The 17,059-nt window shown below is 45.8% G+C and carries 13 protein-coding genes and 3 tRNA genes; 4 read left to right on the plus strand and 12 right to left on the minus strand.

The genetic code is table 11. From position 1 onward, the window contains the following. Positions 1-77: 77 nt before the first annotated feature. The 7 genes from lon to IEY09_RS07855 all read right to left on the minus strand — a co-directional run bounded on the left by lon (position 78) and on the right by IEY09_RS07855 (position 6,549). Positions 78-2,435: an endopeptidase La gene (lon, locus tag IEY09_RS07825; protein ID WP_144345840.1), complete on the minus strand. Its 2,358-nt coding sequence runs from the start codon at positions 2,433-2,435 to the stop codon at positions 78-80. 132 nt (positions 2,436-2,567) lie between these two features. Further along, complete coding sequence (gene clpX / locus IEY09_RS07830; protein WP_188870531.1) at positions 2,568-3,848, minus strand: ATP-dependent protease ATP-binding subunit ClpX; 1,281 nt, start codon at positions 3,846-3,848, stop codon at positions 2,568-2,570. Between the two features lie 99 nt (positions 3,849-3,947). Further along, positions 3,948-4,556, minus strand: a complete 609-nt coding sequence (gene clpP / locus IEY09_RS07835) for an ATP-dependent Clp endopeptidase proteolytic subunit ClpP (protein WP_037417193.1) — start codon at positions 4,554-4,556, stop codon at positions 3,948-3,950. Between the two features lie 89 nt (positions 4,557-4,645). Next, entirely contained in the window at positions 4,646-5,950 is a 1,305-nt protein-coding gene (tig, locus tag IEY09_RS07840) for a trigger factor (RefSeq protein ID WP_188870533.1), read from the minus strand. 261 nt (positions 5,951-6,211) lie between these two features. Then, positions 6,212-6,287: transfer RNA gene (locus IEY09_RS07845), tRNA-His, on the minus strand. 9 nt (positions 6,288-6,296) lie between these two features. Next, positions 6,297-6,373 (minus strand) — tRNA-Arg (locus IEY09_RS07850). Positions 6,374-6,472: 99 nt separating this feature from the next. Beyond that, positions 6,473-6,549 (minus strand) — tRNA-Pro (locus IEY09_RS07855). A 351-nt stretch (positions 6,550-6,900) separates the two neighbouring features. Here IEY09_RS07855 and folD point away from each other — a divergent pair. Further along, positions 6,901-7,755, plus strand: coding sequence for a bifunctional methylenetetrahydrofolate dehydrogenase/methenyltetrahydrofolate cyclohydrolase FolD (folD, locus tag IEY09_RS07860; RefSeq protein ID WP_037428154.1), 855 nt, complete (start codon positions 6,901-6,903; stop codon positions 7,753-7,755). Positions 7,756-7,847: 92 nt separating this feature from the next. Here folD and cysS read toward each other — a convergent pair whose 3' ends face one another. Then, entirely contained in the window at positions 7,848-9,227 is a 1,380-nt protein-coding gene (cysS, locus tag IEY09_RS07865; RefSeq protein ID WP_069454683.1) for a cysteine--tRNA ligase, read from the minus strand. A 140-nt stretch (positions 9,228-9,367) separates the two neighbouring features. Between cysS and IEY09_RS07870 the strand changes: the two genes are divergently transcribed. Further along, entirely contained in the window at positions 9,368-9,859 is a 492-nt protein-coding gene (locus tag IEY09_RS07870) for a peptidylprolyl isomerase (protein WP_011623251.1), read from the plus strand. Between the two features lie 9 nt (positions 9,860-9,868). Then, positions 9,869-10,588 (plus strand): UDP-2,3-diacylglucosamine diphosphatase, encoded by a 720-nt coding sequence (locus IEY09_RS07875; RefSeq protein ID WP_037427923.1) that lies wholly within the window; start codon positions 9,869-9,871, stop codon positions 10,586-10,588. Positions 10,589-10,661: 73 nt separating this feature from the next. On the opposite strand, the gene miaE is transcribed toward IEY09_RS07875, so the two are convergent. Beyond that, positions 10,662-11,444 carry a tRNA isopentenyl-2-thiomethyl-A-37 hydroxylase MiaE gene (gene miaE / locus IEY09_RS07880; protein ID WP_069454682.1) on the minus strand — a complete coding sequence of 261 codons (783 nt, stop codon included), beginning with the start codon at positions 11,442-11,444 and terminating at the stop codon, positions 10,662-10,664. Positions 11,445-11,724: 280 nt separating this feature from the next. Here miaE and IEY09_RS07885 point away from each other — a divergent pair, with 280 nt between their 5' ends. Continuing rightward, positions 11,725-12,321, plus strand: a complete 597-nt coding sequence (locus IEY09_RS07885; RefSeq protein ID WP_037427921.1) for a Yip1 family protein — start codon at positions 11,725-11,727, stop codon at positions 12,319-12,321. 193 nt (positions 12,322-12,514) lie between these two features. Here IEY09_RS07885 and glnS read toward each other — a convergent pair whose 3' ends face one another. The 3 genes from glnS to IEY09_RS07900 form a co-directional block, all read right to left on the minus strand. Continuing rightward, positions 12,515-14,185: a glutamine--tRNA ligase gene (gene glnS, locus IEY09_RS07890; protein WP_037417167.1), complete on the minus strand. Its 1,671-nt coding sequence runs from the start codon at positions 14,183-14,185 to the stop codon at positions 12,515-12,517. 184 nt (positions 14,186-14,369) lie between these two features. Further along, a complete protein-coding gene (gene feoB / locus IEY09_RS07895; protein ID WP_188870535.1) occupies positions 14,370-16,664 on the minus strand; it encodes a Fe(2+) transporter permease subunit FeoB in 2,295 nt (764 codons plus the stop codon). Then, positions 16,657-16,896: a FeoA family protein gene (locus IEY09_RS07900; RefSeq protein ID WP_011623257.1), complete on the minus strand. Its 240-nt coding sequence runs from the start codon at positions 16,894-16,896 to the stop codon at positions 16,657-16,659. The genes feoB and IEY09_RS07900 overlap by 8 nt, the downstream gene beginning before the upstream one ends. Between the last annotated feature and the right edge of the window lie 163 nt (positions 16,897-17,059).

Here is a 17,059-nt window from a genome sequence, read left to right on the forward strand (position 1 = left end):
ACCTAGGCTACCACAGGTCTGCGCTTTGTTAAGCCCCTTTTTTCATTTTTTTTAACGTCATAGCGCATTTTCTTGCGTTATGCCAAGTTTTTAACCACTTCGAAGCCTTCAACGGGTCTTTCTAGCGCCAGTTTTAACACTTCGTCGACCCAACGCACAGGGCGAATTTCTAAATCGGCAATGACATTGGCAGGAATTTCTTCCAGATCACGCTCATTTTCTTTTGGAATAAGCACCAATTTAATGCCACCGCGATGTGCTGCCAGCAGTTTTTCTTTTAAACCACCGATAGGTAACACTTCACCGCGTAAGGTAATTTCACCCGTCATGGCCACATCGGCGCGCACAGGGTTACCAGTGAGGCTGGAAACAAGCGCAGTACACATTGCAGCACCTGCGGATGGACCATCCTTCGGCGTTGCTCCTTCTGGTACGTGCACATGGATATCACGCTTCTCATAAAAGTCGCCATTGATACCTAATTGTTCCGCACGGGCGCGAACAACTGTCATCGCCGCTTGAATCGACTCTTGCATCACATCGCCTAGTGAGCCTGTGTAAGTCAACTTGCCTTTGCCGGGCACTGAAGTCGCTTCAATGGTGAGCAAATCACCACCCACTTCAGTCCAAGCCAATCCTGTGACTTGACCGATTTGGTTGTTCGATTCCGCCTTGCCATAGTCAAAACGCTGCACACCGAGGAAAGACTTGAGATTATCCGCGGTGACTGTAACTGACTTGATGGATTTATCCAGCAGGATCATTTTCACGACCTTACGGCAAATCTTAGACAACTCACGTTCTAGCGCCCGCACACCCGCTTCACGGGTGTAGTAGCGGATGATGCCGACTATCGCACTGTCTTCGATATGAATTTCATTCGCTTTAAGGCCGTTACGCTCGATTTGTTTCGTCAATAAATGCTGCTTAGCGATATTGAGTTTTTCATCTTCGGTATAACCCGACAGACGGATCACTTCCATACGATCTAAAAGTGGCCCCGGAATATTCATCGAATTCGAGGTCGCCACGAACATTACATCGGATAAGTCGTAGTCGACTTCGAGGTAATGGTCGTTAAAAGTCGCGTTTTGTTCAGGATCGAGCACCTCTAATAGTGCTGATGCTGGGTCGCCACGCATGTCCGAACTCATTTTGTCGATTTCATCCAGCAGGAATAAGGGGTTTTTCACGCCCACTTTGGCCATTTTTTGGATGATTTTACCTGGCATAGAGCCAATGTAGGTGCGGCGATGTCCGCGAATTTCCGCTTCATCACGCACGCCGCCTAAGGCAACACGCACATACTTACGACCCGTCGCCTTGGCAATCGATTGACCGAGTGAGGTTTTACCTACACCTGGTGGTCCAACTAAACACAGGATTGGCCCTTTCAGTTGACGCACACGGCTCTGCACCGCCAAGTATTCCAGAATGCGATCTTTAACTTTCTCTAAACCATAATGGTCAGTATCCAATACTTCTTGGGCTTTCGCTAAATCACGTTTGATTTTAGAGCGTTGACTCCAAGGCACAGACGTCATCCAATCTACATAGCTACGAACCACGGTCGCTTCGGCAGACATCGGCGACATCATACGTAATTTGTTCAGTTCAGCGACCGCCTTTTCTTTGGCATCGCTTGGCATATTGGCTTCTTCAATCTTACGATTTAAGACTTCAAATTCGTCATGGCCTTCGTCTAAGTCACCCAATTCTTTTTGGATGGCTTTCATTTGCTCGTTCAGATAGTACTCACGTTGGCTCTTTTCCATCTGCTTTTTAACGCGGGTGCGGATGCGTTTTTCAACCTGTAACAGGTCAATTTCCGACTCCATCATCGCCATTAAATATTCAAGACGTTCGCCAATATTGGTCATCTCAAGGACGGATTGTTTGTCCTCAAGCTTAAGCGGCATGTGAGCCGCCATCGTGTCAGCAAGGCGCGCCGCTTCATCGATACCTGAAAGAGAGGTTAAAACCTCTGGCGGGATCTTCTTGTTGAGCTTGATATAGCCTTCAAATTGGCCAATCGCGCTACGAACCAAGACTTCCTCTTCTTTGTCTTCTAAAGGCTCAGATTCGAGATATTCAGCCTTAGCCACAAAGAAATCTGTTTCTTGGGTATAACGCGTAATACGGGCGCGGCGACCACCTTCGACCAACACTTTGACTGTACCGTCTGGTAGTTTCAGCAGTTGCAGAATAGATGCCACTGTACCAACGTCAAAGATATCGTCTTTGGTCGGCTCATCTAACTCAGCATCACGCTGAGCAACTAAAATAATTTGCTTATCCTGGGCCATTGCCGTTTCGAGACAACGAATCGATTTTTCTCGGCCAACGAACAACGGAATTACCATATGGGGATAGACCACCACATCTCTCAGTGGCAGCACGGGGAGTTCGATATGCGCTTCACGCTCTAAGGTCATAGTTCGATTCCGTTTAAATAAAAGGGATTTGTTAAGGAGTATATTGGGGCGGTTTAGGCCCTTTCAATGGTCAATACGAAAAAAGGAGCCCATTGGACTCCTTGATTTTCAGTTTATTAGCTATCTGTACAATTATTGTTCGCCAGAAGCCGCCTGTGCTTCATTGCGCTCATAAATCAGAATCGGTGCAGACTCACCATTAACCACTGACTCATCGACAACCGCTTTCACTACACCTTCTATCGATGGGATATCATACATAGTATCAAGTAAGATACCTTCTACGATTGAGCGTAAACCACGGGCACCTGTTTTACGTGACATGGCTTTATGGGCAATCGCTTTAAGTGCATCTTCGCGAAACTCTAATTCGACACCTTCCATATCAAACAGTGCGTTGTACTGCTTAGTTAAGGCATTTTTAGGCTCAGACAGAATTTGCACTAATGCATCTTCATCCAATTCAGTTAGTGTAGCAACGACTGGTAGACGGCCAATAAACTCGGGGATCAAGCCGTATTTAACTAAATCGCCTGGCTCAACTTGAGACAGGGTTTCAGATATCGTTGCTTTATCTTTTTCGCCTTTAACTTGCGCACCAAAACCGATACCCGAACCAACATGAGCACGTTGTTCAATCACCTTTTCAAGACCCGCAAATGCACCACCACAGATAAACAGGATCTTAGAGGTATCTACCTGTAAAAACTCTTGCTGTGGATGCTTACGTCCACCTTGAGGCGGAACCGCGGCAACCGTACCTTCGATAAGTTTCAGCAGCGCTTGCTGTACGCCTTCACCCGATACATCACGGGTAATCGATGGGTTATCTGATTTACGGCTGATTTTGTCGATTTCGTCGATATAGACAATACCGCGCTGCGCTTTCTCAACATCGTAATCGCACTTTTGCAGCAGCTTTTGAATGATGTTTTCAACGTCTTCACCCACATAACCGGCTTCAGTTAAGGTGGTAGCGTCTGCCATAGTAAATGGGACATTCAATGAGCGCGCGAGCGTTTCGGCCAGCAGTGTTTTACCACTGCCCGTTGGACCAATCAGCAGAATGTTACTCTTGCCCAATTCCACCCCATCTTTAGGGGATGAATTTCTCAGACGTTTGTAGTGATTGTATACCGCAACAGAAAGGACTTTTTTAGCTCTGTCCTGCCCAATGACATAATCATCTAAATGTGCACGCAACTCATGTGGCGTGGGTAATTTATCATTATCACGCTTGGGGGAGATTTCTTTAATCTCTTCACGAATAATGTCATTACATAACTCGACACATTCGTCGCATACATATACTGATGGGCCTGCAATCAGTTTTCTGACTTCATGCTGGCTCTTACCGCAAAAAGAGCAGTACAGCAATTTACCGCTGTCACCATTATTTTTGTTGTCGCCCATTAATTACCTCATTTGCAGTCTGCTCTACTGCTTATCTTAAACTTGTTCACTTTAAACTCAGCGTTGCTTTACAGAGCATAGCCCAGTCAAAAGTAAAAATCAGCTGCGTTTAGTCATCACTGCGTCAACTAAACCATATTCCACAGCTTGAGTAGCGCTCATGAAGTTATCACGATCAGTATCACGCTCAATTACTTCGAGTGGCTGGCCTGTATGCTCTGACAGCATCAGATTCAGTTTATGCTTGATGCCTAAGATTTCTTGGGCATGAATAGCAATATCAGAAGCCTGACCTTGGAATCCACCCAGTGGTTGGTGGATCATCACGCGAGAATTAGGTAAGCAGAAACGCTTGCCCTTTTCACCGCCAGCTAATAAAAACGCGCCCATACTGGCCGCTTGACCAATACACACCGTACTCACATTAGGCTTAATAAATTGCATGGTATCGTAAATTGCCATGCCCGCGGTGACTGATCCACCGGGTGAGTTGATATATAAAAAGATATCTTTATCTGGGCTTTCTGATTCGAGGAATAGCAACTGCGCCACAATCAGATTCGCCATATGCTCTTCAACTTGACCCACTAAAAAGATAATCCGCTCTTTTAACAGACGAGAATAAATGTCGAATGAGCGTTCACCCTTAGCAGTCTGTTCGATCACCATAGGCACTAAAGCACTTTGTATGTCTGACGCATTATGCATTATTCATTTCCCTAAATAAAAATGGCTCGCATGAGGAGCCTCATACGAGCCATTATAAATGGCGAACTGCCAATCAAGTCAAGCTTAGCTTATGCGCGACCTGTAGCCTTGTTCATAAATTCTTCAAAAGCGACTTCTTTTTCGGTCACTTTGGCTGTTTTAAGCAGTGCTTCAACAGCTTGCTCTTCAAGCGCAACGTTGCGCATGTTTTGCATCAGCTCTTTATTGCTGTTGTAATACGCAATCACTTCACTTGGATCTTCATAAGCAGAAGCCATAGAAGCGATTAAGCCTTGTACACGCTCATCTTCCGCTTTCAGCTCGTTAGTCTTGATGACTTCGCCTAATAACAGACCGATCTTCACGCGACGAGCTGCTTGCTCAGTGAATAATTCAGCTGGCAGTTCAGGCATGTTCGCCGTTTGACCGCCGAAACGTTGCATCGCTTGTTGACGCAATACGTTAACTTCACCATCGATCAGTGCTTTTGGCAGTTCGATGTCATTGTTAGCTAATAAACCTGCGATCACTTGCTCTTTCACATTAGCTTTTAACGCTTGCTCAAGCTCACGGTTCATGTTCTTACGGATTTCAGCTTTAAGGGCTTCTAAACCACCTTCGCTGATACCGAATAATGCTGCAAACTCATCGTTTACTTCAGGTAAGTTAGCCGCTAATACTTCAGTTAAGGTGATAGCAAACTTAGCTGCTTTACCTTTTAAGTTTTCAGCGTGATATTCTTCAGGGAAAGTCACGTCGATAACGAACTCTTCACCGGCTTTGTGACCTAAGATACCCGCTTCAAAACCTGGGATCATACGGTTACTACCTAATTGCAGTTCGAAATCTTCAGCTTTGCCGCCTTCGAATTCAACACCATCAACTGAACCCACAAAGTTCATTTTCACTTTGTCGCCGTCAGCGGCTTCACGCTCAACAGCGGCGAAAGTCGCGTGTTGCTTACGTAAAGTTTCGATCATGCTGTCTACATCTGCATCGGTTACAGAGGCTTTTGGTTGCTCTACTTCAATTGCATCTAAACCTTTCAGCTCAACTTCTGGGTAGATTTCGAAAGTTGCTACGAATTCGAATTTTTCACCGTCAGTTGCACCTGGAACGAAAGTTGGTGCACCTGCTGGGTTTAATTTCTCAGCGATGATCGCTTCGATAAAGTTACGTTGCATCACTTCACCAGTGATGTCTTGACGAATAGCTGCGCCATAACGTTTGTTGATTACAGTAACAGACACTTTGCCAGGACGGAAACCTGGGATACGAGCACGCTTAGCTTCACGTTGTAAACTGTCTTTAACCAGTTTTTCAATTTGTTCAGCAGGAACAGAAATGGTCAGGCGACGCTCTAGGCCTTGGGTTGCTTCAACAGAAACTTGCATTGTTTTACCTCGAAATTTGTCTAACGTCCTTTGTAATAGTCGAATATTCAACTATTCAGGTATTCGTTTCTTGATCATTAAATTTGACTACAATGCCCACCACTACTGGCTTTTGGCACAGGTCGCTGTTAGTTGATATCTATCAAGACGCGACATTATAGCCACCGTTTTGTGCAGAGTCGAGCCTCAACGGCCGAATCTAGGGTATAAAAAAAGCGACCAGAGGTCGCTTTTTTTATTTTGTACTCAAAGTACTAAAAATGGGGTGACTGATGGGGCTCGAACCCACGACAACCGGAATCACAATCCGGGACTCTACCAACTGAGCTACAATCACCACTGAAACTGGTACGCCCGGCAGGATTCGAACCTGCGACCACCCGCTTAGAAGGCGGGTGCTCTATCCAACTGAGCTACGGGCGCATGGTCTACAGATTACTCTGCATCCTAACCGGCGTTGGATAGCATTTGGCTATCCATGCTACTCGCTCATGTAAACACTCGAGCAAATAACAATTAAAGTGGTCGGTGATAGAGGATTCGAACCTCTGACCCTCTGGTCCCAAACCAGATGCGCTACCGGACTGCGCTAATCACCGAAGGTCTTACTATATTTGGCATTAACTCAGAGGGTTTCCTCTGCCCCGCGCTCATCCAAAATCAGGATTCATTACAGGACTGCGCTAATCACCAAAAAAGTTTTCAAAGCAAATCAACACATCTGCTCGAGAACGGAGCGCATCTTAGCCCCTCACTTTGCACCCGTCAACGATTTTTTTAACCGTTCATGCTAGATGCTGAATTATCAGTCGAATACGCTTTTTTTTATCCATTTCACGACGGCATTTGCCATGACACACCCGCTACGCCCTGTTAAAATAGCCGCGATTGCCAATCTCTGTGTTAACTACCGTTTTAACCATCGCCAATATAAAGGATATCCTACACCCATGACAGCCCAAATAATCGACGGCAAGGCGATTGCTCAATCCATCCGCACTCAACTGCGCGAAAAAGTTACCGCCCGTAAAGAGGCTGGACAACGCGTACCAGGTTTAGCCGTGATTCTCGTGGGAGCAGACCCCGCCTCTCAGGTTTATGTTGGTAGTAAACGTAAGGCCTGTGAAGAAGTGGGATTTATTTCTCGCTCCTACGATCTCGATACCAGCTGCAGCGAAGCAGAACTCTTAGCCTTGATTGATCAACTCAACGATGACCCTAACATTGATGGGATATTAGTGCAGTTACCATTACCGGCCCATATCGAAGACTCTAAAGTGATCGAGCGCATTCGCCCCGATAAAGATGTCGATGGTTTCCACCCGTATAACGTTGGCCGTTTAGCACAGCGTATTCCCGTATTACGCTCTTGCACGCCGATGGGCATTATGACACTCATTAAATCCACTGGCGTCGATACCTATGGCTTAGATGCGGTTGTCGTTGGTGCCTCGAACATTGTCGGCCGACCAATGACACTCGAGCTACTGCTTGCGGGCTGCACCACCACAACTTGCCATCGTTTTACTAAAAACCTCGAACAAAAAATTCGCCAAGCCGATTTAGTGGTGGTTGCCGTGGGTAAACCTGGCTTTATCCCCGGTGAATGGATTAAACCCGGCGCCATCGTTATCGATGTGGGTATCAACCGCTTAGAAAATGGCACCTTAGTAGGCGACGTGCAATATGATGTTGCTGCGCAAAACGCTAGCTTTATCACACCTGTACCTGGCGGTGTGGGACCAATGACCATAGCCAGTCTTTTAGAAAACACCTTATATGCCGCCGAGCAATATCACGACTAGGTTCTAGGTTCGGCAAGCATAAAAAAACCTGCATAATGCAGGTTTTTTTATTGGCTGAAGATTTTTTTATTAAAAACAATAGCTAATTAAGCCTATTTCTTACGCCAAGTGGTGCCACTTGGGCCATCCTCTAAGACCACACCAAGCTCATTTAACCGATTACGCGCCACGTCAGCCGCTGGCCAATCTTTTTCACTGCGAGCGCGGTTACGTTCAACGATCAATGCTTCAATCTCTGCAACCTCATCGTCACTGCCCTCACCTTTAAAGAAGGCCTCGGGAGATTGATGCAGTAAGCCCAGCACATCAGCAAGTTGTTTCATTGACACGGCTAATGCAGAAGCCTCTGCCATATCAGTGAGTTTCAGACGGTTGATCTCACGCACCATATCAAACAGCACTGAATAGGCTTCAGGGGTGTTAAAGTCATCGTCCATTGCCGCTTTAAACTTAGCGACAAACTCTTCGGCAGGTGCCGGCGCTACAGTCAGGTCAACATCTTTAATCGCAGTGTATAAACGCTCTAACGCCGCACGCGCCTGCTTGAGGTTTTCTTCAGAGTAGTTAATCTGGCTACGATAGTGACCCGATAGCAGGAAGTAACGTACGGTTTCAGCGTCGTAATGACTTAATACATCACGAATGGTGAAGAAGTTGCCTAAAGATTTAGACATCTTTTCGCGGTCGATCATCACCATGCCAGTGTGCATCCAATAATTTACGTATGGCGTGTCATGGGCGCAGCAAGACTGGGCAATTTCATTCTCATGGTGTGGAAACTGTAAATCTGAGCCGCCACCGTGGATATCGAAATGTAAACCTAAGTGCTTGCTATTCATCGCCGAACATTCGATATGCCAGCCTGGTCGACCCGGTCCCCATGGAGATTCCCATGTTGGCTCACCCGGTTTAGACATTTTCCACAGCACGAAATCCATTGGATTTTGCTTATTATCATCAACCTCAACCCGTGCACCAGCCTGTAATTGCTCCAGATTCTGGCCAGATAGGCGACCGTATTCGGGGAAAGAGGCCACACTAAACAGCACATCGCCATCGGCAGCGATATAAGCATGACCACGGGCCAATAAACGTTCGACCATATCGATGATTTCGGCAATGTGCAGAGTGGCACGTGGTTCGAAATCGGGACGGATCATATTCAGCGCATCGAAATCCTTGTGCATTTCACCAATCAAGCGATCGGTTAATGTATTGCAGTCTTCTTGGTTTTCGTTAGCACGCTTGATGATTTTGTCATCAATATCGGTGATGTTGCGCTGGAAATTCACTTCATAACCCGCGTAACGCAGGTAGCGAACGATCATATCGAAGGAAACAAAAGTACGCCCATGGCCAATATGACAGAGATCGTAAACGGTCACGCCACATACATACATCCCAACTTTTCCGGGATTAATAGGCTTAAATTCCTGTTTTTGGCGGGTAATACTGTTGTAAATCTTCAACATCGGTATTCTCTTCAAAGATAGATTCAAGTGTAAAATCAAGGGGTCAGTCTACCACGCTGACGAGGGTTTTGAATACTGCACTTTGCGCGCAATCCGAGATAAGTTAGAATCGCGCCACTATTTACTGAGAGTATGAAAACATGATCACATTACACACTAATTTTGGCGACATTAAACTGCAACTGAACGCCGAAAAAGCCCCGCTGACCGTGGCAAACTTTATGAAATATGTTGACGAAGGTTTCTTCGACGGCACCATTTTCCACCGTGTAATTGACGGCTTTATGATCCAAGGCGGTGGTTTTACCGCTGAAATGAGCCAAAAACGTTGCCATGAGCCAGTGAAAAACGAAGCCAACAACGGTTTATCAAACCGTACTGGTACTATCGCGATGGCGCGTACTTCGGACCCACACTCAGCGACGGCTCAGTTTTTCATCAACGTCAACGATAACACCTTTCTCGATTTCAAATCTGAAAGCATGCAAGGTTGGGGTTACTGCGTGTTTGGTGAAGTGGTTGAAGGCATGGACATCGTTGAAAAAATCAAAGCTGTCAGCACTGGTAACCGTGGCATGCACCAAGATGTGCCATTAGAAGCGGTTGTGATTGAAAAAGTAAGTGCGGCCTAATTCCCTAGGATGCGAACCTTATTTATTGGCGATCTGCACTTAAGTGCCGATCGCCTCGATATCACCCAAGCCTTTAATCGTTTTCTCGATACCGAACTTGATGATGTAGATGCTCTCTATATTCTGGGGGATCTCTTTGAGGTATGGGTCGGCGACGATTTAGCCTTGCCCTTTGCCATCGAATTAGCGCGCAAGCTCAAGCAAGTCTCCCAAACCTTGCCCATCTACTTTATTCACGGTAATCGTGACTTTATGTTAGGCAAACAATTTGCCGATGCTGCGGGTATGCAAATGTTGCCCGAAGTCAAATGCTTAGATCTCTATGGTGTTAACACGGTTATTTTGCATGGCGACAGCTTGTGTACCTTAGATAAAGCCTACCAACGCTTTCGCAAATTACGCAGTTTTGCCTTTGCCCGTTGGCTTTATAGCTGTTTGCCGAAGAAAAAACGTCAAGCCATTGCCAATAAAATCCGCAGTAACAGCCAAAGCAGTAATCAGCAAAAAAGCTATGTGATTATGGACGTAGAACCCAGTGCGGTGAATGCGTTATTTGCTCAAACCCACAGCAAACAGATGATCCACGGTCATACCCATAGGCCTGCTATCCATGAATTAAACAATGGCTGCAAACGCATTGTAGTCGGTGATTGGTACGAGCAAGGCAGCGTGTTAGTGGTCAGCGCCGACGGTGTGGAGTTAAAAAGTCTGCCCTTCGACGCCAGCTAAGCACCTATAGCGTCTTCACCATTAACACATCTACCGCTAAGGCCTCATACCTGAATATGGTTGAGGCCGCTATTTATCTTTCCCACTGGGCAACTAAGGGTTGACCACTGTGGAAATGAAACTCGTCATCGGGCGCCATAATCAATTCGGCTTCTCTCTCGCCAAAATAAGCAACTCGCTCGCTGATATCCTCAGTCGATACTAACTGTGCCAGCTTAAGATAATCCTCAAAATGACGCGCCTCTGAGCGCAGCAGTGACACATAAAACTTACTTAACTCTGCATCCAAGTAAGGCGCTAATTTGGCAAAGCGCTCACAGGAGCGCGCCTCAATGTATGCACCCACAATCAACTTATCCCGCAGAATATCCTTCTCATGGGTGGTCACGTGGCTCATCATCCCTTTTGCGTAACGCCCAGCACGAATATTACGATATGGGATTTGCCGTGCGTGCATCAGCTCCAGCACTTGCTCAAAATGATGGAATTCTTCTTTTATCAAACGGATCAGTGGTGGGATCAGATCCTGTGCAAAAGCAAAATGTTGATTCGGCTGTAGATTGGCTACCAACTCATTCTTTTTGACATCACGAGCCAAAAACTGCTCGATATTGCGATCCTTATGATAAACAAATTCCTCATAGGGTTTCGCCCATGCCAATAGCGATTGTCCGCTGTCTTTATCCAAGGCATATCGCCTCAATAAGAACATCGCAGTCTGCGCCGCTTTTAGCTCACAATTACAATGGTCAATTAAGAGTTCATCTAACGAGGCAGAGGCTCTTGCTACATCAATCCAAGTTTGCGGCGTCTCACAACGAAGAAACGCATGAACAGGTGCCAGTAATTGCTGCATGGGATCACTCAAAAATCTTAAAGAAAATATCGCCATATTTTACGCGTAATTATCAACAAGCTATAGCTTTAGACACCAGTAAACTTGACTAGCTGAACTTTTTGTTCAATAAATAATCTACACTTTAAGAACTGAGATCCTGATCACGGCACATCTCAATTCAAAGAGTAGGCAATCGGGAGTTAAAGGGATTGTGGAGCATTAACCCTGATTGCAGAGCTGTTATCAGCTCGTCTGACGTTTGGCGAGCCAACATCAATGCTGAACAAGGATAATTATAATGATACTGAATCACTTAATGGGGTTATACACTCATCCAAAGCAAGAGTGGCATGCGATTGAACAAAACCATGAAGCACTCAAAAGCAGCTTAAGTCACGTTCTTCTCATCGCACTCATTCCCGCTGTCTGTAGCTTTATTGCAACAGCTTACATTGGCTGGAATCCAGGAGCTGGTGATCCTATTTATCTCACGCCGCAAAGTGCGATGTTTATGTCCGTAGGTATGTATTTTGGCCTAATTGCAGGCGTCTTTGCCCTCGCCTATTTAGCCTTTTGGATGGCAAAAACCTTCGATGCTCAGCCAACTTTCACCCAAGCATTAGAACTCGCGTCCTACACCGCAACACCGCTGTTTATGGTTGGTTTGGCGGCACTCTACCCAGTACTCTGGTTTATTATGATTGTTGGGCTGATTGGCTTAGCCTACTCGGTTTATCTGCTATATGCAGGTGTGCCCATTATTATGAATATCCCTGAAGAGAAAGGCTTTATTTACGCCAGTTCTATGGTCACAGCAGGTTTAGTGCTCTTGGTTGGATTAATGGCCACCAGTGTTATCCTCTGGAGCATTGGCTTTGGTCCTATGTACCAATAAGGGATTAATCCGCACTCAGGTGCAAACGACTTGAAATACTGATAGTGACAAATTGATAGTGGCAAATAGACGTGTTGAAAACGAAAAGTTGTAAAACAGAAAAGGCCCTTAGCTTGAAAACACTAAGGGCCTTTTTATTCTTTACTGCTGTTGACAGTTAGTCGCGACAGAGATTATCGCGGCCAACAACTTGCTATTCAAACGAGTCCCGCAGTGCAACTGTTAGGTTAAACACTAAATGCTCGGCTGAAGAGTCTTTATTGTCAGCACAGAAATAACCTTCACGCTCAAACTGATAAGCTTTTTCCGCTGGCGCATTCGCAAGGCTTGCTTCAACTAAACCATTAACCACTTCAAGTGAGTTAGGGTTAAGCACTTCATCCACTGTCTCGGCAGCAGCAGGATTTGGATCAGTGAACAAGCGTTGGTATAAACGGAACTCAGCAGGTTTAGCCGTAGTCGCTTCAACCCAATGGATTACGCCTTTCACCTTGCGACCATCGGCAGGGTTTTTACCTAAAGTATCGGCATCGTAGCTACAGTAGACGGTAGTGATATTACCTTCACTGTCTTTGTCACAACGTTCGGCTTTAATCACATAGGCGTTACGCAGGCGCACTTCTTTGCCCATGACTAGACGTTTGTACTGCTTATTGGCTTCTTCTCTGAAGTCAGCCACATCGATATACAGTTCGCGGCCAAAGGCGAGTTCGCGCGTCCCCATGCTTTCATCGCTTGGGTGAGAAGCCGCTTGAATCGTCTCGATTTGACCTTCTGGGTAGTTCTCAATCACCACTTTTAATGGGCGCAGTACGGCCATCGCACGTGGGGCATGTTCGTTTAGCTCTTCACGGATGCAGGCATCGAGCATCGCCGCTTCAATCATGTTTTCTTGCTTAGTGATACCAATACGTTGGCAAAACTCGCGGATAGACGCTGGGGTATAACCACGACGGCGTAGACCTGCAATTGTTGGCATACGGGGATCATCCCAGCCAGTTACTAACTTGCGTGTCACTAAGTCATTTAATTTACGCTTAGACATCAGCGTATATTCAAGATTTAAGCGTGAAAACTCATATTGACGAGTACGATTTGGCGCTTGGAAATCATCTAAATTATCGAGAACCCAGTCATACAGACGACGGTTGTCTTGGAACTCAAGTGTACATAATGAGTGAGTAATGTGCTCGAGCGCATCGGAAATACAGTGAGTAAAATCGTACATTGGATAAATGCACCACTTATCACCCGTTTGGTGATGGTGAGCAAAACGAATACGGTAAATCACCGGATCGCGCATACACATGAAAGGCGATGCCATATCAATCTTAGCGCGCAGCGCACATTCGCCCTCTTTGAATTCACCTAGACGCATTTTTTCAAATAAGCGCAGGTTTTCTTCCACAGGAGTATCGCGATAAGGGCTATTTTTACCAGGCTCTTTTAACGTGCCACGGTATTCACGGGTTTCATCAGCATTGAGAAAACACACATAGGCTAAGCCTTTATTGATTAACTCAACGGCATATTGATGTAATTGGTCGAAATAGTTAGAGGAATAACGCACCTCACCATCCCACTGGAATCCCAACCAACGCACATCCGCCTGAATAGAATTGACATAATCGATGTCTTCTTTTTCAGGGTTGGTATCATCAAATCGTAAGTTACAGAGACCTTGGTAATCGCGGGCGATGCCAAAGTTCAAACAGATGGACTTAGCATGACCTATATGTAAATAACCATTTGGCTCGGGTGGAAAACGCGTCTGCACACTCGTGTGCTTACCGCTTTTCAGATCCTCATCAATGATATTACGAATAAAGTTACTCGGACGTACTTCAGTGTCCACATGACTCATGGAATTCCTCTTTGCGAACAATGGCAATTTTAACAAAACCAGCATGATCCTACAGATCTCGGCCAGTTACAATGCCCAGTATTAAAAACTAAGGGTTATGCCGTGGATAGTAAAACAATAAAAGCAGCCGTGAAAGCTGCTTTTATCTTTGTAACCACTAAGCTGACATTTATTACTCAGGGATTTACTCAGTAATAATCCGCACGCCGGGGATAATTTGCTGAGTTCTGCGCCCTTTACGTTTTAGCCATAGATAGAATATGACTAACGCACTGAGGAAGAAACCAATCCATAAACCCGATTGCAATGGGTGCTCGGCAAAGGTTGCTACTTGGTAAGCGATAGTTGCACTGCCATAGGCCAGAGAGAATGTCCATGTCGCTGCAAACGTTGCCCAACGAGTACCAAACTCGTTCACTAAAGCGCCCATCGCCGCAACACAGGGAGTATAGAGTAAAATAAACAACAGGTAAGAGAACGCCGCTACCTTGGTAGTAAACCCAGATTGCAAGGCACTAAAGGTTGACGTTGCAACACCTTGCGCCTCTGCCGCAACATCGGTACTGGATACATCACCCACAGATAACTTAAGCGGGTCTTCCAAATCCAAACCGAACAAGTTTGCAGGAATGGTCGCAAGTGCCTCGTTAAAGCTGTCTGCTAGTGGTGTTAATTCACCGTCCTCAGGCGCCGCATTGGTATATAAGCTATTGAGTGTTCCCACCACCGCTTCTTTAGCAAAAATCCCGGTGATAATACCTACGGTTGCAGGCCAGTTATCTTGTTCAATCCCCATCGGCGCAAAGATTGGAGTCACTTTCTGGCTCGCTACACTTAAGAGTGACGCTTGGCTATCCTCGTGGCCAAAAGTGCCATCAATACCAATCGCATTGATAAAGTTGAGCAGTGTCACCACCAGCACAATGGTTTTACCCGCACCAAGGATAAAACTCTTAGTCCGCTTACCAGTACGCACCATCACTGCTTTAAATTTAGGCAACTCATAGCTTGGTAACTCCATCACTACCGCACTACTGGTGCCTGGTAATAAAGTGCTTCGCAGCAACAATCCGGTACCGATGGCCGCAAAAATCCCGATGATATACAGTAAAAATACCAGGTTTTGGCCAGAGTCTGGAAAAAATGCCGCCGCAAATAGTGCATACACAGGCAACCGGGCACCACAAGACATAAAGGGAGCCATCATTCCCGTGACAATACGCTCACGCTCACTGCCTAAGGTACGCGTTGCCATAATGGCTGGCACAGAGCAACCAAAGCCCACGATCATTGGTACGAAAGCTTTGCCCGGTAAGCCTATGCGACGCATTAATCCGTCAACCACAAACGCGGCACGAGCCATATAGCCCGAACTTTCAAGAACAGATAAACCAAGGAATAATGCCGCAATCACAGGAATAAACGTAGAAACCGTTTGAATACCTTGGCCCACACCACCCGCAAGGATAGTCACCAACCAAGCTGGCGCGCCTATGTTATTGAGCAATGCACCAAAATGATCGACCAGTAATGCCCCTGCAAACACATCGAAGAAATCGATAAACGCACTGCCGATGTTGATGCTGAACATAAACATCAAATACATGACAAATAAGAACACCGGAATCCCAAGTACGGGATGTAAGACTAATTTATCGAGTTTATCGCTCAAGGTTAAGAAGCCATCGGCTTTAACGGAACCTTGGAATACTCGCTCAACAAAATTAAAGCGAGTGGTTGCGACCATCACTTCAATGTCGTGTCCTTGCTGCGCAATTTGCTGAGTACAAGTATTCACCTCATCCTGAAGCTCAGCATTTTTACAGCTGCCACAACCAGAACCGTTACCCAACATAGCTAAGGCGCGGCCACGGCTTAAGTTGGGATCTTTACTACAAAGTAGTTGCACGCCTGCTTCAATTTGCTCGTCGTAATCAAGTAACAAAGGCGCTTCAGATACACGACCTTGAAGTAAGTCAAGCACTTGCGCTTGTACTTTAGCAACATCAGCAGGATCGCGAGAACAAACCCCAATCACTGGGCAGCCCAATTCTTGACTCATTTTCTTTAAATCGACACGAATGCCACGCTTGATAGCAGCATCGATTTTGTTCAACACCACCACCATAGGGATCGACAATTCACGGAGTTGTGCCGTCAAATAGAGGTGGCGCTCGATATTGGTCGCATCAACTAAGTTAATGATGCCATCGACACGTTGTTCGGCGAGATATTGTTGAGCAATCTGCTCATCGAGAGAACAATCACAGCTATTACCCGCAGGGAGTAAATCGTAGATACCGGGTAAGTCGGTTAAGTAAACGTCAGCACCATTGAGAGTGAAATGACCGGTTTTTTTCTCAACCGTCACACCGGACCAGTTGCCAACTTGCTGATTCGCGCCTGTAAGCGCGTTAAAGAGTGTTGATTTCCCAGCGTTTGGGTTACCAACGGTGACGCAATGAAACTGCTTAGTCATTCGCCTTTTCCACCTCAATAATGTCTGCCAAGTCTCTGCGCATACAAAGCTTACTACCACGAATATCCAGCTCTAAACCAGAGCCCATTGGCGCTCGGCGAATCAAAGAAAATCGTGTATTTGGGGTAATGCCCATGGACAATAATTTACGCTTCACTGTTTGCGGCAAATCTAATCGCCCGATTTCAGAAATAATGCCACGGTCACCGGGACTGAGTTCGCTTAACTTCATTACCTATTTCACCTTGTAACAGCTTCAGCTTGAAAAACTGTGTTCATTGTATCTGAGCTATGGAGCTAATAACTTTACCTAGATCAAGCTTTTTGACTGGTAACGATAATAGTTTTCAATTGTGTTGAGTATTATGTGACAAAAATCTCAATGAATAAACGCC

This window comes from Shewanella xiamenensis, assembly GCF_014647135.1.
Lineage (GTDB): Bacteria > Pseudomonadota > Gammaproteobacteria > Enterobacterales > Shewanellaceae > Shewanella > Shewanella xiamenensis.